The 22,394-nt window shown below is 60.7% G+C and carries 20 protein-coding genes and 3 pseudogenes; 11 read left to right on the forward strand and 12 right to left on the reverse strand.

The features are described 5' to 3' along the window. Positions 1-100: 100 nt before the first annotated feature. The 5 genes from AC1Z32_RS37570 (at position 101) to AC1Z32_RS37590 (ending at position 5,659) form a co-directional block, all read left to right on the forward strand. Positions 101-1,249 (forward strand): SRPBCC family protein, encoded by a 1,149-nt coding sequence (locus AC1Z32_RS37570; RefSeq protein ID WP_483483924.1) that lies wholly within the window; start codon positions 101-103, stop codon positions 1,247-1,249. Positions 1,250-1,279: 30 nt separating this feature from the next. Next, complete coding sequence (locus tag AC1Z32_RS37575) at positions 1,280-2,461, forward strand: ABC transporter ATP-binding protein (RefSeq protein ID WP_483483925.1); 1,182 nt, start codon at positions 1,280-1,282, stop codon at positions 2,459-2,461. Position 2,462: 1 nt separating this feature from the next. Beyond that, positions 2,463-3,509 carry an ABC transporter substrate-binding protein gene (locus tag AC1Z32_RS37580; RefSeq protein WP_483483926.1) on the forward strand — a complete coding sequence of 349 codons (1,047 nt, stop codon included), beginning with the start codon at positions 2,463-2,465 and terminating at the stop codon, positions 3,507-3,509. 133 nt (positions 3,510-3,642) lie between these two features. After that, positions 3,643-4,806, forward strand: a complete 1,164-nt coding sequence (locus AC1Z32_RS37585) for an ABC transporter permease (RefSeq protein WP_483484149.1) — start codon at positions 3,643-3,645, stop codon at positions 4,804-4,806. 25 nt (positions 4,807-4,831) lie between these two features. Then, positions 4,832-5,659: an ABC transporter permease gene (locus AC1Z32_RS37590; RefSeq protein ID WP_483483927.1), complete on the forward strand. Its 828-nt coding sequence runs from the start codon at positions 4,832-4,834 to the stop codon at positions 5,657-5,659. Here the strand turns inward: AC1Z32_RS37590 and AC1Z32_RS37595 are convergent. Continuing rightward, on the reverse strand, positions 5,644-6,579 hold the full coding sequence (locus AC1Z32_RS37595) for a LysR family transcriptional regulator (RefSeq protein WP_483483928.1): 936 nt from the start codon (positions 6,577-6,579) through the stop codon (positions 5,644-5,646). The two genes, AC1Z32_RS37590 and AC1Z32_RS37595, sit on opposite strands and share 16 nt — an antisense overlap. Positions 6,580-6,813: 234 nt before the next feature. Between AC1Z32_RS37595 and AC1Z32_RS37600 the strand changes: the two genes are divergently transcribed. The 4 genes and pseudogenes from AC1Z32_RS37600 to AC1Z32_RS37615 all read left to right on the forward strand — a co-directional run bounded on the left by AC1Z32_RS37600 (position 6,814) and on the right by AC1Z32_RS37615 (position 10,098). Further along, on the forward strand, positions 6,814-7,968 hold the full coding sequence (locus AC1Z32_RS37600; RefSeq protein WP_483483929.1) for an SRPBCC family protein: 1,155 nt from the start codon (positions 6,814-6,816) through the stop codon (positions 7,966-7,968). Positions 7,969-8,089: 121 nt separating this feature from the next. Continuing rightward, positions 8,090-8,347, forward strand: a pseudogene (locus AC1Z32_RS37605) (aromatic ring-hydroxylating oxygenase subunit alpha); the annotation flags it as partial. 51 nt (positions 8,348-8,398) lie between these two features. Then, positions 8,399-9,133 carry an SRPBCC family protein gene (locus AC1Z32_RS37610; protein WP_483484150.1) on the forward strand — a complete coding sequence of 245 codons (735 nt, stop codon included), beginning with the start codon at positions 8,399-8,401 and terminating at the stop codon, positions 9,131-9,133. Positions 9,134-9,141: 8 nt separating this feature from the next. Continuing rightward, positions 9,142-10,098 carry a PDR/VanB family oxidoreductase gene (locus AC1Z32_RS37615; protein ID WP_483483930.1) on the forward strand — a complete coding sequence of 319 codons (957 nt, stop codon included), beginning with the start codon at positions 9,142-9,144 and terminating at the stop codon, positions 10,096-10,098. Between the two features lie 21 nt (positions 10,099-10,119). Here the strand turns inward: AC1Z32_RS37615 and AC1Z32_RS37620 are convergent, their stop codons facing one another. From AC1Z32_RS37620 to pdhA, 8 genes and pseudogenes are all read right to left on the reverse strand, one after another. Beyond that, complete coding sequence (locus AC1Z32_RS37620; protein ID WP_483483931.1) at positions 10,120-10,911, reverse strand: phytanoyl-CoA dioxygenase family protein; 792 nt, start codon at positions 10,909-10,911, stop codon at positions 10,120-10,122. Positions 10,912-11,055: 144 nt separating this feature from the next. After that, positions 11,056-11,403: pseudogene (locus AC1Z32_RS37625) on the reverse strand (porin); the annotation flags it as partial. A gap of 379 nt (positions 11,404-11,782) precedes the next feature. Next, the gene (locus tag AC1Z32_RS37630) at positions 11,783-13,909 is read right to left on the reverse strand and encodes a hybrid sensor histidine kinase/response regulator (protein ID WP_483483932.1); all 2,127 of its coding nucleotides are present in this window, start codon (positions 13,907-13,909) and stop codon (positions 11,783-11,785) included. A gap of 66 nt (positions 13,910-13,975) precedes the next feature. Continuing rightward, positions 13,976-14,119 (reverse strand): annotated as a pseudogene (locus tag AC1Z32_RS37635) (cold shock domain-containing protein). 536 nt (positions 14,120-14,655) lie between these two features. After that, complete coding sequence (locus AC1Z32_RS37640; protein WP_074173430.1) at positions 14,656-14,853, reverse strand: hypothetical protein; 198 nt, start codon at positions 14,851-14,853, stop codon at positions 14,656-14,658. A gap of 266 nt (positions 14,854-15,119) precedes the next feature. Further along, the gene (locus tag AC1Z32_RS37645; protein ID WP_483483933.1) at positions 15,120-16,229 is read right to left on the reverse strand and encodes a dihydrolipoamide acetyltransferase family protein; all 1,110 of its coding nucleotides are present in this window, start codon (positions 16,227-16,229) and stop codon (positions 15,120-15,122) included. Positions 16,230-16,233: 4 nt separating this feature from the next. Beyond that, positions 16,234-17,214 carry an alpha-ketoacid dehydrogenase subunit beta gene (locus tag AC1Z32_RS37650; RefSeq protein WP_483483934.1) on the reverse strand — a complete coding sequence of 327 codons (981 nt, stop codon included), beginning with the start codon at positions 17,212-17,214 and terminating at the stop codon, positions 16,234-16,236. Continuing rightward, complete coding sequence (gene pdhA, locus AC1Z32_RS37655) at positions 17,207-18,292, reverse strand: pyruvate dehydrogenase (acetyl-transferring) E1 component subunit alpha (RefSeq protein WP_483483935.1); 1,086 nt, start codon at positions 18,290-18,292, stop codon at positions 17,207-17,209. Before pdhA ends, AC1Z32_RS37650 begins: the two co-directional genes overlap by 8 nt. 218 nt (positions 18,293-18,510) lie before the next feature. Here pdhA and AC1Z32_RS37660 point away from each other — a divergent pair, with 218 nt between their 5' ends. Together AC1Z32_RS37660 and AC1Z32_RS37665 are read left to right on the forward strand one after the other, a co-directional pair. Beyond that, positions 18,511-19,032, forward strand: coding sequence for an SRPBCC domain-containing protein (locus AC1Z32_RS37660; protein ID WP_483483936.1), 522 nt, complete (start codon positions 18,511-18,513; stop codon positions 19,030-19,032). A 97-nt stretch (positions 19,033-19,129) separates the two neighbouring features. Continuing rightward, entirely contained in the window at positions 19,130-20,257 is a 1,128-nt protein-coding gene (locus AC1Z32_RS37665; RefSeq protein ID WP_483483937.1) for a pyridoxal-phosphate-dependent aminotransferase family protein, read from the forward strand. A 217-nt stretch (positions 20,258-20,474) separates the two neighbouring features. Here AC1Z32_RS37665 and AC1Z32_RS37670 read toward each other — a convergent pair whose 3' ends face one another. From AC1Z32_RS37670 to AC1Z32_RS37680, 3 genes are all read right to left on the reverse strand, one after another. Continuing rightward, positions 20,475-20,951, reverse strand: a complete 477-nt coding sequence (locus tag AC1Z32_RS37670; RefSeq protein WP_483483938.1) for an enoyl-CoA hydratase/isomerase family protein — start codon at positions 20,949-20,951, stop codon at positions 20,475-20,477. 69 nt (positions 20,952-21,020) lie between these two features. Further along, entirely contained in the window at positions 21,021-21,218 is a 198-nt protein-coding gene (locus tag AC1Z32_RS37675) for a hypothetical protein (RefSeq protein ID WP_483483939.1), read from the reverse strand. Positions 21,219-21,929: 711 nt separating this feature from the next. After that, positions 21,930-22,370, reverse strand: coding sequence for a diacylglycerol kinase (locus AC1Z32_RS37680; RefSeq protein WP_483483940.1), 441 nt, complete (start codon positions 22,368-22,370; stop codon positions 21,930-21,932). Positions 22,371-22,394 lie beyond the last annotated feature (24 nt).

Here is a 22,394-nt window from a genome sequence, read left to right on the forward strand (position 1 = left end):
TTTTGACTTGTAATTTGGCTTGGTAGATTAACTCCAGTCGAGGCGATGAATGCGCTGATCCTCCTTTAGCGCGAACGCACTCGGCTTCAGGAGCCGTCTCATGGAAAACCCCAGCAGGCAAGCTTCAATTCACGCTTTGCTCGACGAACTCGCGACTGGCTGCGAGCGATCATTCGGCGATGCGCGCGCGATGCCTCCTGGCGTGTACACATCGGCCGAATTTCTGTCTCTGGAAGAGCGGGACATCTTCTCGAAAGAATGGCAATGCGTCGGACGCACGAGCGCGCTCGGCAAGCCCGGCGACTATCTGACCACGAACATCGCGAATCAGCCGATCGTCGTGGTGCGCGACGAGCAAATGGGCCTGCGCGCGATGTCGAATGTATGTCTGCATCGCATGTCGGTGCTGCTCGAAGGGCGCGGGAACATGCGACGGATCATCTGTCCGTATCACGCGTGGAACTATGGACTGGACGGCGCACTGAAGGGCGCGCCGCTCATGGACCAGCAAGCCGGATTCTGCAAGGAAAGCTACAAGCTGCCGGCAATTCGCTGCGAAGAATGGCAGGGCTGGATCTACGTGACGCTCGATCAAAACGCGCGGCCGGTTCATCAGCAGCTCGCGCAACTGGGCGAACTGATCGATGCATATGGCATGACGGATTACATCGAAACCTTTTATGAAGAGCACGTCTGGGACACCAACTGGAAGATCCTTGCCGAAAACTTCATGGAAAGTTATCACCTGCCGATGCTGCATCGCGCAACGGTCGGGCCGCATTCGCGCCTGGAAGAAATGGAATGCCCGCCCGGTTATCCCGCGTTCAACTATCACTGGATCACGAAGGAAGCATCGCTTCCCATTGGCAACGCTCATCCGGACAACAACCGTCTGACCGGCCATTGGCGCAAGACCACGGCTTTGCTCGCGATCTATCCGACGCATCTCGTCACACTCACGCCGGGTTACTTCTGGTATCTCGTGTTGCAGCCGCGAGGCGTCGACAAGGTGCATATCCGCTTCGGCGGCGGGCTCGCGCCCGAATTCATCGCCGACCCGGAAGCCAACGCGCACATGGCGACGCTCAAGACCTTGCTCGACGAGGTGAATGCGGAAGATAAACGCGGCGTGGAAGCCGTGTTTCGGGGCGTGCATGCCCCGCTTGCGAAGCCCGGTCATCTGAGCCACCTCGAACGCCCGAACTATGACTTCGCTCGTTATCTCGCGTCGAAGCTCGCTGCGCGCTAATCGAAGCACTCCCGACAGGACGCTATCACGATGTCAAACCCATCCTTCATTTCGTTCTCAGGCGTGAGCAAGTCATACGACGGCGCGAATTACGTCGTCGATGATTTGAACCTTGATGTGCGAAAGGGCGAATTCCTGTCGCTGCTCGGTCCGTCGGGTTCGGGCAAGACGACCACGCTCATGATGCTCGCCGGCTTCGAATCGCCCACGCAAGGCGAGATACGTCTCGACGGAAGACGCCTCGACGACAAGCCGCCGCATCAGCGCGACATCGGCATGGTCTTTCAGAACTACGCGCTGTTTCCGCATCTCACTATCGCCGAGAACGTTGCGTTTCCCTTGTCCGTGCGACGCGTGAGCCGCGCCGAGCAGAAAGCGCGCGTGAAGCGCGCGCTGGAGATGATCGAGCTGCCGCATCTGGCGAACCGGCGGCCGGCGCAGCTCTCCGGCGGACAGCAGCAGCGCGTCGCGCTCGCGCGCGCGCTCGTGTTCGAACCGAGCGTGGTTCTCATGGACGAGCCGCTCGGTGCGCTCGACAAGCGCCTGCGCGAAACCATGCAGTACGAGATCATGCGGCTGCATCGCGAGTTGTCGCTCACCATCGTGTATGTGACGCACGATCAGGCGGAAGCGCTGACCATGTCGGACCGGGTCGCGGTCTTTTCTGACGGAAGAATCCAGCAGGCCGCCTCGCCCACGGAGCTTTATGAAAACGCCAGCAACGCCTTCGTCGCGAACTTCGTGGGCGAGAACAACGGCCTGCGCGGACGCGTCGTGACGGTGAAGGACGGCTGGGCGACGCTGGCGCTCTCCGATGGCAGCATCATTCGCGGCCGATGCGAACAGGGCCTGAGCGAAGGGGATGAGGCGATGCTCGCTCTGCGCCCCGAGCGTGCGCATATCCACAGCGCCGAGGGCACGCAAGCGGACGCGCACAGCAACGTCGTGCGCGCCAGAGTGCAGGAGCTCGTGTATTGCGGCGATCATCATCGCGTGCATCTGACGCTCGGTTCGCGCGACGCGCTCGTCGCGAAGGTTCCCAACACGCAACGCCACGCCTTGCCTTCCGCTGGCGACACCATCGAGGTGGCATGGCGCCACGACGACTGCAAGATTCTCGCTGCGAGCGTGCCCCGCAGCGCGCCCGCGGTTCCTCCCCCCGCATCGCCCTCACCTTCCATCATCTCGACCGCACCCGCAGGAGCCAACTGATATGCGCACTCACATCAAAGCACAATGCGCCGCACTCGCCGTCTTCGCCTTCGCCGCGGCTTCCGCGCAGGCCGCGGAAACGCTCAACGTCGTCACTTTTGGCGGCGCGTATGAAGCGGCGGCGAAGAAAGCGTATTTCGATCCGTTCACGCAATCGACCGGCGTCAACTTCTCGCTCGAATCCTACGACGGTGGGCTCGCGAAGCTTTCCGCGATGGAACAGGCGAAGAACACGACATGGGATCTCATCGATCTCGAAAGCAACGATGCGATCACCGCATGCGACGAAGGGCTTCTCAAGAAGTTCGACAAGAAGAGTCTCGGCAATACGAGCGACTTCATTCCTGGGTCCATCAGCGACTGCGCGGTCGCGAGCATGGTGTGGTCCACGGTCTACGCCTACGACGCGAGCAAGCTGAAGACTGCGCCGAGCACCATCAACGATTTCTTCGATTTGCAGAAATTCCCCGGCAAGCGCGGCCTGCGCAAGTCGCCGAAGGGTTCGATGGAATGGGCGCTGATCGCCGACGGCGTCGATCCGAAAGACGTCTACAAGGTGCTCGGAACGCCCGCGGGCGTGGACCGCGCATTCAAGAAGCTCGACACGATCAAGAAGAACATCGTGTGGTGGGAGTCGGGCGCGCAGGCTCCGCAGTTGCTCGCCGATGGCGCAGTCGTGATGACACAGGCGTACAACGGCCGGATCGACGATGCCTCGAAGAAGGACAAGAAGCCCTTCAAGATCGTCTGGGATGCGCAGGTCTACGACTATGAATGGTGGGGCATTCCTGCGGGCGCGAAGCACGCTGATACGGCGGCGAAGTTCATCGTCTCGGCATCGCAACCGAAGGCCTATGCCGACCTGTCGAAGTACATCGCCTATGCGCCGCCGCGCAAGGACGCGATCCCGCTCGTGGACAAGCAGCGTCTCGCCGACCTGCCTACCGCCCCCGATAACTTCAAGCGCGCGGTCCAGATCAACGCGACGTTCTGGGCGGATAACGCCGACCAGATCAACAAGCGCTTCCAGGTCTGGCTGACGCAGTAACACCCTTATCGAAAGAGAGCCCGCTGTGACCGCGACTACCAATACGCCCGTAACGGCCCATGCCTCGGCCACGGGCTCTCCGACGAGAGCCGACGGCCGCGCGTCTTATCAAAAGGCGCAACGCCGCGCATCGATTCGAGCGCTGATGCTGGCGCTTCCGTTGATCGTGTTTTTGCTGTCGACTTTCATTGCGCCCATCGCGCTCCTGCTCGCGCGCAGCGTGGAGAATCGTGAATTGCCGGACAGCATGCCCGCGCTTTCCCGTGCGCTCGACGCATGGGACGGTCGCGGCGTGCCTGACGAGCACACGTTCGCGCTGCTCGCCGCCGGACTCAGGGAGGCGCAGCAAAGCGGACAACTCGGCACCCTTGCGAGACGCATGAACTTCGCGCAATCCGAATTCCGCAGCCTGTTGATGAAGACGGCACGCGGCGTTCGCAATGATGCGCCGCCCGCGTGGAAGCCGGCCCTGATCGAGATCGACGATCGCTGGAACTCGCCCGAGACCTGGCGCCTGTTGAAGCGCGCCGCCGTATCGCCGACGCCCGACTATCTGCTGAATGCCGTGGACGCGAGCGTGACGCCGCAAGGCTCGATCGCCTCTCTTCCCGCAAACGCGACGGTATATCGCGAGGCGTTCGTGCGCACGATCTCGATCAGCTTCACCGTCACGTTGCTGTGCCTGCTGCTGGGTTATCCCGTCGCGTGGCTGCTCGCGAATCTGCCCGAGAAAAGCAGCAACCGGCTGATGCTCTTCGTCATCGTGCCGTTCTGGACCTCGCTCCTGGTGCGCACGACGGCGTGGTATGTGCTTCTACAACCAGGCGGGGTCGTCAACAGCCTGCTGATGGGTCTCGGCGTCGTGACGCATCCTGTGCCGCTCGTCTTCAATCGCGCGGGCGTATTGATCGGCATGACGCACGTGCTGCTGCCTTACATGATTCTCGCCATCTTCTCGGTAATGAAGGGCGTTTCTCCCGTGTATCTTCGCGCGGCGAAATCGCTGGGCGCGCATCCTTTCACGGCGTTCGTGCGCGTCTATATTCCCCAGACCTTGCCGGGCGTGGGCGCGGGATGCTTCCTCGTGTTCGTGCTCGCGCTCGGCTACTACATCACGCCCGCTTTGCTCGGCGGCGCGGGCGACGAGATGATCAGCCAACTCATCGCGATCCAGACGAATACGCAGCTCAACTGGGGACTCGCTGGCGCGCTCTCGGCTTATCTCGTGATCTTCACGGCGATCTTCTATTTCATCTTCAATCGCATCGTCGGTATCGACCGTCTGCGGTTTGGTTGAAGCACGCAAGCCCAAAGGAACGATCATGCAAGACAAACGCAACACGGTGCTGACGGAGCGCGTCGCTTTCCGCTGGGTGCGCGTGCATTCCGCGCTCGTTCTGTTCTTTCTGGTGGCGCCGATTCTCGCGATCATTCCGCTTTCGTTCAACTCCGGGTCTTACTTCTCATACCCTCTGCAGGGATTTTCGTTGCGCTGGTATGAACAGGCGCTCACCAGTGCGGACTGGCAACGCGCGCTGCTGAACAGTGTCGCCATTGGCGCGGCGTCCACGCTGATCGCAACCTGTCTCGGGACGCTGGCGGCGCTCGGCCTGTCGCGAACGCAGTTTCCGTTACGTTCGATCGTCATGCCGATCATCATTTCCCCGATGATCGTGCCGATCGTCGTGGTGGCGGCGGGCTTTTACCTTGTCTTCGCCCCGCTCGGGCTCGTGAACTCCTATCCCGGCGTCATTCTTGCGCATGCCGCGCTCGGCACGCCGTTCGTCGTGATTACGGTGACGGCTTCGTTGTTGTCGTTCGATCAGAGCCTGCTGCGCGCGGCGTCCGGGTTAGGCGCGCCGCCGTGGGTCGCGTTCAGGCGCGTGACGCTTCCGCTGATCACGCCCGCGGTCGCGACCGGAAGCGTCTTCGCCTTCGCAACTTCGTTCGACGAAGTCATCGTGATCCTGTTCATCGGCGGGCCGGATCAGAAGACGGTTCCGCGACAGATGTGGAGCGGCATCCGGGATTCCATCGATCCGTCGATCCTGGCTGTCGCGACCATGTTGATCGTGTTTGCCGTGCTGCTGTTTGCGAGTATCAACTGGCTGCGTAGCCGTGCGGCCGCCGCGAGTCAGGCGCTGGTCTGACTCGAGCAGCCGGGTATCGAACTGAACTGTGCTTCCGCATATTCCATGAACAATCGCGCGGGCACGGTCAGTTGATTTCGCTTCAGCCAGGCAGCCACGAGGCCTGAACAGGCAACCGGCTCGGCGATCTCGACCGCGACGACTTCATGCCCGTCATAAGTAGTCGGCGCGTGCGGGCGCGTGACCAGAAGCGAGTATCCGAATCCCTCGCCCACCATTCCGCGAACCAGTTCGAGCGATGGCGAACTGAAACCCACTTTCGGGCTCAATCCGTATGGTTCGAACAGGCCGAGGAAATAGTCCTTGCTCGGTGTGACATCGAGCAGAATCAACGGCTCATCGCACAGATCGAAGAGACTTGCCTTATCCGCTCCGGCAAGCCGATGCTTCGCCGGCAACAGGACATACGGCGCTTGCCCCTGCGTCAGCAAGTGTGTGGAGAACGCTTCGTCGAGTCCGAGCTCGTACACGAGCACGAGATCGAATCGGCCTTTCTCCAACCCTTGCAAAAGCTCTTCCTGATCGCCGTCCCGCACTCTGATTTCAATGCCGGGATATACGGCGTTGAACCCTCGAATCAGACTCGGAATATAGAGCGGCGCAAAGGTCTCGAAACATCCGATATCGACCCGGCCAGACGCTATGTCGCCATCGGCGAGCGCGTTCTGCTCGAACTCATGGGCTGACTTGAGCAGCGCCTTGGCGCGCTCGTAGAACCTCGCGCCGGCAGGCGTCAGCGCAATGCCCTGCGCGTGATGCCGAATGATGAGTTGCGTGCCGAAGCCTTCCTCGAGTCCCTTGATGGCGACGGATATGGATGGCTGCGCGATATAGAGCTTTCGCGACGCCTCGGCGACGCTCCCGTTGTCCACAGTTGCGACGAAGTACTTCAGTTGGCGCAGCGTAAAGGAAGATGACATAGGGATATGGACAGGCTTTTATTCGCAACATCTTATCGGATAAGAGCCGCCTTTTCGAACCCGCCTGACAAATGGATCATCGCACTTTTCAAGGATTTCATGCATAGGAGAAAACTGGTGGACGCATTGAAAAACAATGTTTTCCTCGATGTTTCGACAAGGCTATTTTATGAATATCGGCAGTCGGCGAGACAGACCGCATAGCAGGCGTTCACCCAACATCGAGGCGAATACATGGCATCAAACACTGATCCGGACGCTGGCTCGGCGATCGCCGAACTGAATGCAGCATGCGCCCGTCCTTTCGATGACGCGCGCGCGATGCCCCCGCAGGTGTACACGCAAACGTCTTTTCTCGAAGTAGAGCAGCGAACGATCTTCCAGCGCGAATGGCAATGCGTCGGCCGCGTGAGCGCGCTCGCCAAAGCGGGCGATTACCTGACCGCGGACATTGGCGGGCAACCCGTCGTCGTGATCCGCGCGAGCGATGACTCGCTGAACGCGTATTCCAACGTCTGCCTGCATCGAATGTCCGTGCTGCTCGAAGGACGCGGGAACGTCAGGACGATCGTCTGCCCGTATCACGCGTGGAGTTACACGCTCGCGGGCGAACTTCGGGCCGCGCCGCTGATGGATCGCCAGTCCGGCTTTTGCAAGGAGGCCTACCGTCTCCCGAAAGTCCGCTGCGAAAGCTGGCAAGGCTGGATCTATGTGACGCTGAATGACCACGCGCGCCCGGTTGGCGAGCATCTGGCTGAACTCTCCGCGTTGATCGAGCCATACCAGATGGCCAATTACGTCGAGACCTTTCACAAGGAACATGTCTGGGACACGAACTGGAAGATCCTCGCGGAAAACTTCATGGAAAGCTATCACCTGCCGATGCTCCACCGGGCAACCGTGGGTCCGCACTCTAGGCTCGAAGAAATGGAATGTCCGCCGGGACACGACGCGTTCAACTATCACTGGATCACCAAGGAGGCGAGCCTACCCATAGGAAACGCACATCCGGATAACACGAGACTGGAAGGTCATTGGCGCAAAACCACGGCGCTGATCGCTATCTACCCCAGTCATCTGATCACGCTCACGCCCGGCTATTTCTGGTATCTGATTCTTCAGCCGCGTGGCGTGGGGCAGGTTCATATCCGCTTCGGCGGCGGGCTCTCGCCTGAATTCGTAGCCGATCCACGCGGCGCCGAGTATATGAAAGCACTCAAGACCTTGCTCGATGAAGTCAATGCGGAAGACCGCAAAGGCGTCGAGGCCGTATTTCGCGGGCTGCATGCGCCGCTCGCGAAACCGGGCCATCTCAGTCCGCTGGAGCGGCCGAATTACGACTTCGCGCGCTACCTCGGACAACGGGTTTCGGATCAGAACCACTTATAAGTGAGACATCTCGATGAATGTGCCAGCGTCTCTACTTGCCGAACCGCTTTTACCGGACGACCGCGCGCTTCTGGACACGCTATCGGCATTGTCGCGGTCGCAGAAGCGTGCGACTCACGGCATGCCCGGAGCGTTCTATACCTCCGCTCACTTCGCCGATCTCGAACGTCGGCGGATCTTTCGGCGCACCTGGGTTTGCATCGGCCACGCCGGCGAAATCCCCCGCAACGGCGACTACTTCACGACCGAGGTCGTCGGCGAGCCTCTGCTGGTTCAGCGTGACACCCAGGGCGAAGTTCATGTGCTTGCCAACGTATGTCGGCATCGTGGCAATCTCGTTGCACTCGGCCGTGGAAATGCGCGCGTACATGCGTGCGCCTATCACGCATGGAGTTATGAACTCGACGGCAAGCTGAAACGCGCTCCATTGATGCAAGATTGCAAGGATCTAGATGCATCGCGATGCGCACTGCCGAAAATCAATTCGACGATCTGGCAAAACTTCATCTTCGTGAACATCGATGGCAACGCGGCGCCGCTCGGCGAAGCACTTCGCCCTCTCGAAGCGCACATACGCAACTATCACAACGAGGAACGCGAGCTTTACCACTTCCAGGAAGAGGTGTGGCACACGAACTGGAAATGCCTGGCGGAAAACTTCATGGAGGGCTATCACCTCAACGCCACGCATCCGCGAACCTTGCGGCCCGTCACGCCTACCGAACTGTGCGAATACGTGCCGGGAAACGGGCATTTTTCGGCCTATCGCGCGCACTACACGCCCGATTCGCCGCAACGCACGCCGTTTCACGAGGACCTCACACAAAGCGAGCGCCGATCCAGTTTTCTCTTCAGCGTCTTTCCGAACCTCGTCGTCACCTACATGCCTCATCAGACGATCTATCTTTGTCTGAGGCCAGCCGCGACCGATCAGGTCGCGCTCAAGTGGGGCATTGCCGGACACGAGCGCGCACCGGCTCAGGAGAGCATCGAGCGATACGTTGCATTCGCGAACGCCTTCAATGTCGAAGACCGCACGAAGCTGGAAACGCTGCAGAAGGGAATCAGTTCGACCTTCTATTCGCCCGGGCCCCTTTCAGCGGAGAATCTGGAGGGCACGCTACGGGACTTCTATAGCTTCATGGCACATCGCATCTGCGACTGATTACCAACATGCGTCCCGCTACTTTCACTGTCATCGTCGACAAGGTTCATGTCGAAGCGATGGACACCGTCAGCATCGAACTGCGCGCTTCCGATTCCAGCCCCTTGCCGCCGTTCGATGCCGGCTCGCACATCAGCCTGCATCTGCCCAATGGCATCGTGCGAAGTTATTCGCTCGTCAATGCGACAGGCCATCGCGACCGATATGTTCTCGGCGTGCTTCGTGCGCGCGAGAGTCAGGGCGGCTCAGCCTTCGTCCACGAGAAGCTCCGCGCTGGAGACGCCATCGTGATTTCGGAGCCGCGCAACAACTTTCCGCTCGATGAAACCGGCGAGCGGTTTGTTCTGATTGCAGGCGGTATCGGGATAACCGCGATTTTCAGCATGGCTCAACGGCTCGTCGCACTCGGCAAATCGGTGGACATGCTCTATTGCTGTCGTTCGCGCGAGCACGCGGCGTGGCTGGAGCCGATCCAGTCGCTCGGCATTTCGCTGAAGCTGCATTTCGACGCGCAACACGGCGGCCCGCCCGACCTGCGGGGCTTTCTCGACGAACGCGATCGCGATACGCGATTTTATTGTTGCGGCCCCACGCCGATGCTGAGCGCATTCGAACGCACATGCGCCGATAACGGCTACACGCATGCCCACATCGAACGGTTCTCGGCCGATCCGAATGCGGTGAAGGACACGAACGATGCGGGTTATGAAGTGCAACTCGCACGAAGCCGGAAACTGATGCGCGTCGAACGCGGCGCACGCTTGCTCGATGTTCTTCGCGCCGAGGGCGTCGACGTACCGTCGAGTTGCGAGCAAGGCATTTGCGGCAGTTGTGAAACGTCGGTCATCGAAGGCGTTATCGACCATCGCGACAGTGTTCTGAGCGAATCGGAGCGCGCGGAAGGCAAAACGATGATGGTCTGCGTTTCCGGCTGCAAAAGCGGCCGCCTGGTCCTCGATTGCTGAGCAGGCGGCCTGCGGGCACGGTCAGACGACAAACGGGAACTCTTCCTCGGGGAGCGGATCGCCCGCGGTCAGGCGCTCGGCAAGGTGGCGATACGGAGGCGATGTCTCGCCGCCTCTGTCGACATACACCGCGTTGTCACCGAGCCAGCGAAACGACACCACGCGCCGGGAAACGGAACCTGAACGATTTCCGGGCGCGCCGTGCACCGTGAGATAGTTGAATGCGACCGCGTCGCCGGGCTTCAGATCCCAGCCAAGAATGTTGTAGTCGCCGCGATGACCGTCGATATCCGGCATTTCTTCTAGTCCGTCGGCACTGCGGTCATATGCGACACCCGTGAACTTGCGCGGCCGAAAGAGCTTTCCCCAGAGATGCGAGCCGCCGACGAATTCGAGCGTCGTTTCGCGCGGCACGGGATCGAGCGGCACCCACATGCTCACCGATTGCTCCGCGCTCACGCAATAGTAAGGTTCGTCGTGATGCCAGGGCGTGATCTTGTCCGCGCCCGCCTCCTTGACGAGAACATGCTCGTGAAAGATTCGCGCGCGCTTGGACGCCATCAACTCTCGGGCAATGCTCCCTGCCGGGCTTTCCTCGACGAACCGGCGAAACGGCTCGATGCGCTGCCAGTTGCAATAGTCGCCGAAGAACCGTCCCGACGACGTGCCCTTGGTGTAGTCGCGAAAATCGGGTCCAGGGTGCTTTTCATTGAAATCCACGCCATCGCGCAGCAGGTCCACCCAATCGGTGAACACGCCGCGTAAGACGGTGACTCCATCGCGCGCAAAAGCCTCTCGCTCTGCCTTCAACATGTCCAATTCTCCCGTGAGATCGTAGATGCAGTGTGAGAGTGACACGACCTAATTCAGTCGGGAATTATGATTTTTCTATATCCAGGGAAGAAAAATCCTTCCGGTCGAGGCAGCAAAAGACTTTAAGCGCGAACGGCGGATAGATCAGAACTTATGCCGCATGCCGACGCGCAGCGATACCTGCTTGTCGGTCGTGGATGGCGTGAGTCCGGTGATCTGCGCGACCGCGCTTTGCCCGAGCGAATCGGTGCCGCTCGCTTGCTCGTAGACCGCGACCGTGTACACGTCGGTTCGCTTCGACAGAAAATAGTCGACGCCCGCGCTGAAGAGGTTGTAGTTTGCGCCGCCCTCGCCGCCCGCGCCGCCGTTGCGCGTGTAGTCGTACGCGACGCCCGCCAGCAGCGACGGCGTGAACTGATATTTCGCATTGACTTCGAAGTTATTGAACGCCGCCGTGCCGTTATAGCGCAGCGTGTTCGGGCCGGACGACGACCGAATGCCGGCCCGCTCGTGCTTCCGCCGGTGCGCCGGTTGAACCAGGTCGACGGCGTCGCGCCGTACAACGGGACGGTCGCGGTCACGCGAAACAGCGCGGTGCTCACGGCAGCAGAAGCCGCATCTCCGTCGGTCGCCGCGCTGATGAATTCGTGCGCGCGCGCCTTCGAAGCGATCGGTGCGCTTGCGCCGATCCGTATCGACTGCCGCGCGAGGCATCGACTGGGAATACGGCGATTGGCTGCAAGCAATGCTGCAGACCGCGTGGAGGGTCAGGCGCACGTAAGCCCGATACGCCGACTCGTAGCCCGAATGCGCGGTCGCGAGCAGATGGCGCGATCGTCGCTGAATCGGCACAAGGATGCGCTCGGCGACTTCAAGGCGACGAAACGCCGATGGCCTCGGCCATCGACTCAGCGATTCGCGTGACGATCGCAAGCAGGGCCTCGACATCGACGGGTTTGATCAAATGGCTGTCGCAACCCGCGCGCGCCGAGCGTGCCTGGTCTTCAGGCTGACCGTAGCCCGACACGGCGACGATCTCAAGGCACGTGCCGGCTGCTTGCCGCTCCCTCAGCCGACGCGCCACCTCGTAGCCGCTCATGCCTGGCAGACCGAGGTCGAGGAACACCAACCGTGGTTCGAAGGCTGCCGTGATTTGAAGGGCTTCCTCCCCGCTGTGCGCAGTGCGTACGTCGTGCTTGTCCAAAATCATCGCGAGCGACAGCGCGACATCGACATTGTCGTCGACAATCAGGATCGGCAGCCGAACAGACGAGCGTTCATCTCCGATGAATCCGTGCGCCGCCTCGCGATCGCTGGCTTGGCAGACAGGCAGACGTATCTCGAATTCACTCCCTTCGTCCCTGCCCTCGCTTCTGGCGACGATCGTCCCGCCGTGCATCTCTGTCAGTGTCTTGCACACCGACAGCCCGATTCCGAGACCGCCTCTCGACTGCTCGCCGTGACCTGAGCCCTGCACGAACAAGTCGAATACATGCGCAAGCGCATCGTCCGTGATGCCTGTGCCTGTATCCGCTATGGTCACGCATACCTCGCGTCCGACGACCGCGGTGCGAACGATCACCCGGCCACCCTGGTCGGTGTATTTGATGGCGTTATCGAGGAGGTTCGAAAACATCTGGGTCATCCGTGCGGGATCGCCGTCTACATAGACGGGCTGTTCCAGTGGTAGCCGCACGATGTCATGATGTCGCTGCAACGCAGCCGGCATGGTGATTTCGAGCGCATGGTCCAGCGCGCGCCGGATGTCGAAGACCTCGCGTCGCAATTCGATCTTGCCCGTGGTGATCCGCGATACATCGAGCAGGTCATCGATCAGATGCGACAGGTGCCCCGTCTGACGTTCAATTACGTTGCGCAGCCACTCCCGTTTGACGGGATCAGCGCCGGCGTCGTGGCCCAGGAGATGAGCCGCGTTGCGCACAGGCGCCAGTGGGTTGCGCAGTTCGTGCGCCAGCGTTGCCAGAAAGATATCTTTGCGGCGATCCGCGTCCTTGAGTTTCGCCTCTGCGTCAGCGCGCTCCGTCACGTCGCAGAGGCTGCCAATGAATGTGTAATCGTCCTGCTCGACGAGAGGACGGAAGTAGCCGAACATCTCAACGGTTCTAAGCGCGCGATCCGCCACGCGGCTCAGCCGGAACGCGACATGAACAGGCTGTGCGGACACCAGACGGGACTTGAAATGCGATAGCAGCAAATCGACATCTGCCGGATGGACGAGCGCCATGAACTGATCCGCCGTCAGCGGCCCTTGCTCCTCGGGCTGCCCGGTGATGTGGTACATCTGCCGGTTTTCCCACACACCTGTCCGCGAGGCGCCACGCCATTCGAAGATGCCGATGCCAGCAGCACTTGTCGCGACGCGCAGACGCTCCTCGGTGTGCTGGAGCGCAGTCAGCGCGTTTTGCAGGCCGTCCTGGGCGGCTGAGACTTCAGCAGCCTGCCGTTGCAATTGCGCCTCGATTGCAGCTTCGATAATCGCACGAAACGTACGCTCGACGACCTCATGAGCCCGCATGTGCACCTCGACCGACGCGGCCACGGGACGGAAATACGCGCGGATCTCCTCCTTCAGACAACGCTGCACGCGTTCAATGTTGCGAAACAGATCCGTCACCCGCCATTCCGGCGGGTACAGCCCGCCAGGGATCGCGACACACGCGTCGTCCGCCGGCAATTCGGAGCGCTCCGCGCGCAGCAGCGCCGTGCATACTTCCGAGAGCATGAAAGCGAAATATCCGACCAGTGCGCGTTTGGCGGCCGCGTCGGCCACTGCGCACTGTGTCGACGTCTCAGCTAATCCGCGACGCAACAGTTGACGCCGTGACCGTGCCAGTTCCCGGGCGAGGCCGCTCAGTGTGAGGTCGGCCACTGAATCAACCAACGACCCGCGATTCATCGGTGCGCCGCCGCGCGACAACACTGCGCCCGACTCGCGCACATCGAGGGCCCGTTTCGGGCTAATGCAGTTGTACGTCATGAATAGTTTCTGAGGGTTTGCGTGGCGTCCGGCCGAAAGAGGCCGCCGGAGCGGCTGGACGTCGCATCAAAGCGGCTGGATATTCTGGTTCTCGTGCAGCGTCTTGAAGCCGTCCACTTTCACTTCGGAGAAAGTGTGCGAACAATTCTTCAACGCCGCCAGCCGCCGTGATAAAGCAAAACCTTTTGCGTCTGAAAACCAAATGCACACTCGGTTTTGAAAACGATCGCACTAACAAGGCGTCGGCGACGATCTTGTTCATCTTCCCGGCCTGTGCTGACCGCACTGATATTGATCGAGTTTAAATAAACTTTCTCAAGAAGCTCGTCGCACTTTGAACCGCGTCTTTTCCAGGGACTGCGCCCTGCTCACATCGAGCTCGCAGGGCACGATCGCGCCGAGACTCCTGGATGTAGTGTCTGAATATGCCCGGAATTGCAATGGAAACGGCAGCACCGGCCACAATGCATCCCATAATGGTTTCGCTCATGGGAGCTCCCCTGAAAAGCTACATTTCCTAATATGCGAATCCCGCATTTAGTATTTTTAAGAACCGCAACGCGTGTTCGCTCTTTAGGAAATGATTAAAACATGCGTCGAATGTACTAGTAATGAGGGTTAACGTTGAAGCTCGCTTATAGAAAGCGATCGTTCGTTTTTATTCTTTCATTGTTACCTGAAGGTGCCGCTAAGCGCGAAGCCAACAGAGTGAGGAGGCCGCTCGACTTTCCTGGCACCGACTCGGGCTAATGCAACTTCCCGACAGATTGCAGCACCACACGTCCTTGCTCCGTCAGGCGTCGGCGTTCGACACCTGACGCCAGTTTTTCTAATAGGACGAGTTGTCGTTCACACAGGGAATCCAGGTCGCAATGATCCAGTTCGCTCTGAAGGGGATTTGCATCGAGCAGCATCAGCGCTGCGATCTCATGCGGGCTTAGCATTTTCGTCTCCTTTGACCTGCGTGTCACGCCGCGGCCGTTAGTAAAAGGTTAGCGTCTCAGCACTTCCTGTCGACGCGCAATTTGTCGCACGCATGGAGAAAGATATTCATGGTGGAAAAGACCATTTGATTCGAGCTTATGTTTGACGACGAATCTGACTGATAGACATTGCCGCGCAATCCAGCGTTACACGGCAAATCAACGCTGCCTCGAACCAGTCGGGCTGTTGCACCACGCTTACGCTTTCGGCCAGACTCGCAGGGCGGCTATTGCGGCTTCTCGAGATCCTCGATGACCGCGGCGAGGAAACGTGCCGCTTCGCCTCCGGTGACGACCCGGTGATCGAAGGTGAGACTGAGCGGCACGATCCGGTGAATCGCGGGAGCACCGTCTTGCGCCACGACCTGTTCATGAATACGTCCCGCTCCGAGAATCGCAACCGTAGGCGGCACGACAATTGGAGCGGCGTACTTGCCGGCGATCATGCCGAAGTTCGACAAGGTGATCGTGTTATTGCGCAACTCCTCGGGAGGAATCTTGCGCGCCCGAATGTCGGCGCGCATGCGGTCGAGCCCGGCGCGCAGATCGGTTGCATCGCGATGCACGATATCTCGCAACACCGGGACAAAAAGTCCCTCGGGCAAGTCGACGGCGATGCCGAGATCGATCTTCGCGAGTACATGGCGCCGTCCGGCATGGCCGTCGAACCAGGCATTCAGCCCCGGTTCGACCCGGCATCCGGCGGCTAGCGCACGAATCAGCCGGATCGTGACATCGGCATGCGCGGACCACGCATGAATGTCGGCGTCGTCGATGACCGTCGCCGCCGCCACTTCGCTTTGCGCACGCGCCATGTTTTGCGCCATCGCGCGCCGTACGCCGCGCAGCACCTCGGGCGGTCCCAGTTCGGCGAGTGTCTTCGCCGCGCGTTGCACATCGGCCGCCGTGATCACGCCTTCCGGCCCCGACGGCGTCACCATCGTCAGGTCGACATCCAGCTTGCGCGCGAGCGCCCGCACCGCGGGAATCGCCTTGATCGAAACCGCGCCGGCGCCGCCACCGAGGGCTGCCGGCGCCTCGTGCACCACTTGCCGACCGACGTCCATGTGCCCCACCACGGTACCCGCGTCCGTATCGCCGCCCTCGCCCTCGAACCCAACGAGCGGCGCGCCCAGATGCACGATCTCGCCCGGCTGGCCGAAAAGCTTCGCAATGCGCGCGGCATAAGGCGAAGGGATCTCGACGATCGCCTTGGCCGTCTCCACCGACAGCAGGGGCTGATCCGCGCGAACCTCGTCGCCCGTCTTGACATGCCACTCGACGATTTCCGCTTCCTGCAAGCCCTCGCCGAGATCCGGCAACTTGAAGACCTTCATGACGTCACGCCGCCTCCAGTGCCTGCCTGACCGCGGCGACGATCCGCTGCGGGCCGGGCATGTATTGACTTTCGAGCCGGTAGAGCGGCACCACCACGTCGTAACCGGTGACACGCTGTACGGGCGCAAGCAGGGAATACAGGCCACGCTCGGCGATACATGCGGCAATCTCCGCGCCGACCCCGCCCGTACGCGAGCCTTCGTGCACGATCACGCAGCGTCCGGTTTTCGCCACCGAGTCGAGGATCGTGTTCATGTCGAGAGGCTTGAGCGTCGTTACGTCGATCACCTCGGCCATCACGCCTTCGAGCGCCAGCTGGTCCGCGGCAACCTGCACGTCCTGCAACGCGCCGCCCCAGCTCACGAGGGTGACATCCGACCCGTCGCGCAATGGATAACAGCAGTCGAGCGGCAATGCCTCGCCGTTGTCCTCCACAGGCTGCCTGTACAGCCGGTACAGACGAGTTGGCTCGAAGAAGACGACCGGGTCCGGATCGCGAATCGCGGCGAGCAGCAAGCCGTAGGCGCGCGCCGGGGACGACGGAGTCACGACGCGCAGTCCGGGCATATGCACGAACAACGCTTCGGGGCTTTCGGAATGATGCTCCGGCGCATGAATCCCCGCGCCACAGGGCGTGCGAATCACGAGCGGGCAGCCGAGGCGCCCTCGGGTGCGGTGCCGCAGACGCGCGGCATGGTTCAGGACGTGATCGATGGCCGGATAAATGAATCCGCTGAACTGGATTTCCGCGACGGGTTTCAGGCCCATGGCGGCCATGCCGATAGCCGAGCCGACGATCGCAGTTTCGGCGAGCGGCGTATCGAGTACGCGCTCGGCGCCGAAGCGAGCCTGCAATCCGAGCGTCGCGCGAAACACCCCGCCATTCGCGCCGATGTCCTCGCCGAGCAACATGACGGCCGGATCATGCGCGAGCTCGTACGCGAGCGCCAGATTGATCGCCTCGACCATGTTGAGCTCAGCCATCATGGTCTCCTGCCGGCGCGAAACGCCGCGCCATCGCCAGTTGCTCCTTCATGGCCTCAGGCAAAGCCGCGTAAAGATGCTCGAACATCGCGGACACATCCGGCGCGGGAGTCGCGAGATACACTTCGACGGCGCGCTCGACCTCTGCATGACACGACTTGCCCAGCGCGTCTTCCTGCTCCTTGTCCCACGCCTTCAATTGCGTGAGATAGAGACGCAGCCGGCGCAGCGGCTCGGATTCCCATCGCTGAGTCACGTCATCGGCGTCGCGATAGCGTGACGCGTCATCGGCCGTCGTGTGATCGCCCAGCCGATAGCTGAGGGCTTCGATCAAGGTCGGACCACCGCCTCGCCGGGCCTTGTCGAGTGCCGTACCGGCGACCTCACGCACGGCAATCACGTCGTTGCCATCGACCTGAAGACCCTCGATGCCAGCCGCGATCGCCTTTTGTGCGAGCGTTTGCGCAGCCGTCTGGCGGCTGCGTGGCACGGAAATCGCCCACTGATTGTCGTTGACGACGAGCACGAGCGGCGCACGCCAGACGCCGGCCAGATTCATCGCCTCGTAGAAGTCGCCCTTCGATGTTGCGCCGTCGCCCAAAATGGCCACCGCGACGCGCGGTTCGCGACGCAGCCGGAATGCGTATGCCGCGCCGGCTGCATGGCAGACCTGTGTTGCGATTGGTACGCAGTTTGGAAAATCGCTGCGGGGAACCTCGAAGTCGCTGCCGCGCTCGTCGCCGCCCCAGTACAGCAGACTCTCGGTCATCGTGACGCCGCGCAGCAATTGAGCCGCGTGATCGCGATAGGATGGAAACAGAACGTCGTCGGCCTGCATCGCGCTCGCCACTCCGACGCCGATCGCCTCCTGACCGAGCGACGACGCGAACGTGCCAAGCTGGCCGGTCCGCTGCAGCGCTACCGCCTTCGTGTCGAACGCCCGTGTCAGCACCATGCTTCGGTAGAGCTCGATCAGCGCGGCGACATCGCTCGCAAAGCCCGGCAACGGCTGCACACACTCACCGCCGGGGCCGAGGAACTGTGTGTAGCCAATGTTGAAGCTGGCAGCCGTGGTCATGACCTGCCTCCGCGTTCTTACTGATATCGTATTCCTACCCGCACCGACGCGCTCATGCGGCCTGGGCCATCGAGAAATCGGAACCCTCCGGCGCAAGTTTTGCTCGCGCCGTTTCGAGGAAGAGCCGGTCTGGATCGAGAACTGCCGCCCACTGTGGGCCGCGCCCTTCGACGCGCTGGACCCGGTCATCGAAGAACTCAGACGCAAGGAGAAACGTGATGCTCGAAAGAAGAGAGAGCGAGTCCGCCCGCACTGGCAACCGCACGACAATGGAAAGGCAGTCCGAGCGCGAGCTGGTCACCACACGCACCTTTGACGCCCCATCGCGGCTCGTGTTCGAAGCATGGACCACGCCCGAGCTGTTCAAGCAATGGTGGGTGCCGAAATCGAGCGGCGCCACCCTGCTTTCATGTGAACAGGATGTCCGCATTGGCGGCAGCTACCGCCTGGAGTTCGCTCACCCCAAGGCCGCGGCACCCATGGCGTTCTTCGGCAAGTATCTCGACGTGGTGCCGAATGCCCGTCTCGTATGGACCAACGAGGAAAGCGACGATGGTGCCGTCACGACGGTGACCTTCGAGGAAAAGGATGGCAAGACGCTGCTGGTGATGCGGGAGCACTATCCGTCGAAGATTGCGCTCGACGTCGCCATCGAGGGAATGGACGAGGCGATGCCCGAGACCTTCGAGCAGCTAGACGAATTCCTGATTGCGCGCGGCGCGGGCGCGGAACGGACTTGAACGCGCCGAACTCGCGCGAGGCCCTCACCTCAGTCTCGCCTGGCTTTCGTTAGAATCTAAGTTCGATTCCTTCATTCGTCTGTTAAAGGAGGCGAGCGTGCCAGCGTTACTCCCTGATGTCGATCGCGATGGACTCCTCGAATACTCAGTCGTCTTCACCGACCGATCGATCAATCATATGTCGCTGCTCTTTCAGGGCGTTATGCGCGACATTTCCGATGCCCTGAAAAAGGTCTACAACGCCAAGTCTGCCGTGGTCGTCCCGGGCAGCGGGACTTTTGGCATGGAAGCCGTTGCCCGGCAGTTCGCGACGAACAGAAAGTGTCTCGTCATCCGCAACGGTTGGTTCAGTTTCCGCTGGTCGCAGATTTTCGACATGGGCGGCATTCCGTCTGAATCGGCGGTGTTGAAGGCGCGTCCGGTCGAACGAGGCAGGCAGGCCGCATATGCACCGCCTCCAGTGGAAGAAGTCGTCGCCGCAATCAGGCAAACGAGGCCGGATCTTGTCTTCGCACCGCACGTCGAAACCGCATCCGGGATACTACTGCCCGATTCATATTTGCGCGCGGTGTCCGACGCGGTTCATGCCGTCGGCGGAATGTTTGTATTGGATTGCATCGCCTCCGGTACGGTCTGGGTCGACATGGAAGCCAGTGGCATCGATGTACTGATCAGCGCCCCGCAAAAGGGATGGAGCGCGTCACCTTGCTGCGCACTGGTCATGCTCGGCCCCCTTGCCCGCGAAAGAATCGACGCGACGACCAGCACCAGCTTCTCTTGCGACCTCCGCAAGTGGCTGCAAATCATGGAAGCCTATGAGAACAATGGCTTTGCGTACCACACTACGATGCCGACGGACAGTCTCGCGACACTGCGCGATGTCATGAAGGAAACCGAGGCATATGGCTTCGACAAAGTGAGAGCGGAACAACTTGAGCTTGGCAAACGCATTCGTTCGCTCCTGGCTGACAGGGGCTTCAAAAGCGTAGCCGCCGAAGGTTTCGAGGCGCCGGGCGTCGTGGTCTGCTACACGGACGACGAGGGAATACGATCCGGCAAGAAATTCGTCGATGCTGGATTGCAGATCGCGCCTGGCGTTCCTCTTCAATGCGACGAGCCAGAAGATCTCAGGACCTTCCGTGTTGGTTTATTCGGCCTGGACAAGCTTCAAGACATCGAAGGCACCGTGGCCAGGTTCGCGAAAGCGCTGGACAGTATTCTGTAACATGTCCCGCGAAAGTGCGGCCTTTGACCAGTTCGCTAGATACGACGTCGGTATTCAGAGCGTAACAACGCGAACTGCAGGAGATCGTGATAGGCGCCACACCAGTACCCGGCCTGACGCTGGTAGCCTTCCCGCAGAAAGCCCAGCGTCTGTATAGAGGGTGCGTTTTGAGGGTGAACCTGGGCTTCGACGCGGTTTATCTGCATCGTGTCGAAGCCTAGACGATTGCGGCAGAAAGCTCGACGAGATGCGTGAGGAAACCGCACGCCGGCCTCTGCCGCGCATCATAGGGCGCGCCCGTGAGCAGCAGCGTCTTCGCGACGTTCACGCCCAGCCGCGACACATATCGATGCAGCCCGCCCTGATAGAAGACCAGCCCGAGCCTTGCCGCCGGGATGAACATTCGCGTGTGCGATACACCGACACGAAAATCGCAGGCGAGCGCGAGATCGGTCGCGCCGCCGAACACGCCGCCGTTGACCGTCGCGATCGTCACCGGGCGCGCGGCTTCGAGATCGTCCGCGAGCGCCTCGAAGGCCGCGCCGACGTTTGCCCCGCCAAAACCATTGACGTTGAAGCCCGAGCAGAAGCATTGCCCGCTTTGGCGACGTGATTCGGATTCGCGACCCGTCGAAGCTACTCGGCCCAGGAAACGAGCGCGTCCATTGGAGAACGTCAGGTCCACTCTTTTCATCTTCTCGACAATCTGATCTCGCAAATTGCAAGCAGACCGGAGCGAACAATCTGAGACGGACGTCGACTCCTATGAGTTCAGGATCTTCAACAGATCTTCCAGATTCGCGTTGGGACAACGCTTTGCTAACAGGCTATAGAAAATCCTGTCGTACGCTGCGCCATGTTGCGGATCGAACTCGTCATAATGCCCAAACTGCGTCGTGACGGTCGCCTCGGCAGCACGCTCCGCCGCGGCAAAGATGACCCTGAGACGATGCTTGTCCATCGGCGCATCGATTGGGGCTTTGCGTGGAGCGTGGCCCCTCTCATGGTTGCCTTCATCGCGACTGCCCTGTCTCATCCAGAGCGAAATCCAGAGCGAAAGACGGTGCATTGTATGAAGCGCGAATCTTATCGCCGCCCTGCAAAAGTCACTGCGATTCGCTTGCATGCGTAGGCGCAGCGAAGCACCAGGCGCAGTTTTTGAAAATGTGCCGTCGTTCATTACTTGGCTAAGCGCGTTCGCTCGAAAGCGTGGAATCACCGTGAATACGGGCCAAGGGGATAAGACCGTTCAACGCGGGCGAACGTCTCATAAGAAAAGCCCCGCCGCGCGGTGGGGCGATATACCGTACCTAGCGCTATCAGCGCTAGGTCTTGCGCGCTTGGCCACGTCCGTCCCGGGTAATCGGCTTATTCTTGATATTGCCGAAGACCGCTCGCACCTTGACATACTAATCATCGTGATAAGTTAGTCTGCACACATTTGAATCTGCGCGTGTAGCGTGACTGCAACGGTAAACGTTTGCGCGGAGCTTTCGCACCTTCAGGCTCGATGCGAAGTTGCCGCGGCCCTAATGCGGCAGATTTTTTTATGCAGCAGGCATCAAGATTTGGCTTCGAGTGCCGACATAACTTCTGATGCACTGGAAGATCAGGTCGTCTTCCGAGCAATCGCAGGACGTACGCACGCTGAACCTCGGAACGACGATCCTCATCAATACGAGACGCGGACCCAATGCCATGCAAGCGGCCCGCAGATCATGCCCCAGGTGATCGCGCAAATCACGATGGCGATCGTGACTGCCGCACTGCCGCAGTCCTTCGCTCGCCCGGAGAGCTCGTGGCGTTCCAGCGAGATCCGGTCGATAGCGGCTTCGATGCTCGAATTGATCAATTCCACGAGCAGTACGAGCAGCACGGAACTCGCCAGCAACACCCGTTCTGCGACGCTCACGGACACGAGGAACGCGATCGGCAATAAAAGCGCGGCGCCGCACACTTCCTGGCGAAAGGCACTCTCCTCGCGCCAGGTCGCCGCGATTCCGTCTCGCGAATGGCGCAACGCGAAGAAGCCGCGCATCAGGCCGCTGCGTTTGCCGTTGCGTGGTTTCGCGGCGGAAGAGGACGGGCGCTGAGTTAGGGATGATTTGGCCATGGCGGGACGTGGCTTTTTACGAAG

The organism is Caballeronia sp. 11_S32 (assembly GCF_056930355.1).